This is a genomic window from Mesorhizobium sp. M1A.F.Ca.IN.020.06.1.1 (assembly GCF_004023265.1).
In the GTDB taxonomy this organism is placed as follows: Bacteria; Pseudomonadota; Alphaproteobacteria; order Rhizobiales; family Rhizobiaceae; genus Mesorhizobium.
The window spans coordinates 1-1,427 of sequence record NZ_RZSR01001234.1 but is presented as its reverse complement, the minus strand read 5'-3'; the positions used below and the strand labels follow the sequence as shown (position 1 = coordinate 1,427).

2 protein-coding genes are annotated in these 1,427 nt (G+C 66.4%); both read right to left on the bottom strand.

What is annotated here, in order from left to right:
* Positions 1-349: VanZ family protein (locus tag EOA60_RS32800; RefSeq protein ID WP_128312610.1), on the bottom strand; the 349-nt coding region annotated here is incomplete at its 3' end.
* Between the two features lie 192 nt (positions 350-541).
* Positions 542-1,427 (bottom strand): M20/M25/M40 family metallo-hydrolase (locus tag EOA60_RS32795; protein WP_128312609.1); only part of this gene is annotated, 886 nt, incomplete at its 5' end.

Genomic DNA, 1,427 nt, shown 5'->3' with positions numbered 1-1,427 from the left:
CTGCCGAACGATCGACGGCCCTGCTCGCGACGGCAAACACAATCCGCGCCAAGGCAATCCCAATGAGCCCGGCCGCCGCTTTCACGAGCGCATCCTGGAGCCGGGCATGCCGGCCGGGATCGACCGCCTGCAGCAATTCCAATAGGCCGGCCGCGGCGCAGACAAACAGCATTGCGTGCATCAGGCGGGCGCGGAATCCGAAGGCCAAGGCAAGGCCGAACAGGGCATAGGCCAGTGCGCGTTCCATGTTCGCCTCACCGAGATGCGGGCGCATTTGGACGGGTGAGAGGGTGGCAAACGTGATGGCCGCCAGCAGCACGAGGGCGGTAAGACGGGAGATCGAGGTCATTCCCCGCTCATACAAGCGGCAAGCCGGCATAACAATACAGGGCGCTACGCGGCACACGCAAACCGCCAGCGAAAGCTGTCCGGCCGGCCCTGCGCACCGTCTCAGTTCAGCGTTTCATGGAAAAGGTGAACTGCCCTGTCTCTCTGGACCGACGCAATTCCGGCCGGAGAATGCGCCTCCTTTCCAGCCCGCTCACCCCAGCAGATTGCGCGCCGCGCGCATGAAGATCTTCGAACCGATCGGGATCAGGTCGTCCGGGAAATCGTAGTCGGGATTGTGCAGCGCCGGGTAGCGCTCGCCGGCGCCGAGGAAGAACATCGCCGACTTGGCGCTGTGGCCGAAGATGCCGAAATCCTCCGAGGCGCGCATCGGCAAGGCTTCCTCGCCGCGCGACACGCCTTCCTCGTCGAGCGCGCGCTCGAGATGCTGCACAGCGTCCGGCGCGTTGACGCTGGCCACGAAAATCTCGTGATAGTCGTGGCGGACGGAAAGGCCGTGTTGGGCGGCGATTCTTGCCGCCAGCGCCTCCGCCGCTGCAACCAACTCCGCCATGCGCTCGTCGCGGCGGGTGCGCAGGGTCGCCCACACCTCGGCGTAGCCGGGCGCAATGCCGAACACCGCTTCGCCCATCGAGCAATGGGTGACGGTGACCATAGCGAAATCGTCGTCGGCAAAGGTGCCGCGCCCGAGCGCCGGCAATTGAGGCATCAACTCACTGACCGCCAGCATCGGCGAGCTGCCGGTCTCGGGCATGGAGGAATGCGCGGTCTTGCCTTCGAGCACGATCCGCATGCCGCGCGAGGCGCAGTTCACGACGCCGGGTTTGAGCCGCACTTCGCCGAACGGCACGCCCGGCAGATTGTGCAGCGAGAAGGCGAAGTCAGGGTGGATCTCGGAAAAGCGCGGATCGGCGACGACGCGCGCCGCGCCATTGCCGGTCTCTTCCGCCGGCTGAAACATCAGCACCACGCGGCCACGCGCCGGCCTCTGGCGCCCGAACTGGCGGCCGAGCGCAGCCAGGATCGCTGTGTGCCCGTCATGGCCGCACATATGCGACTTGCCCGGCACCTGCGAGGCA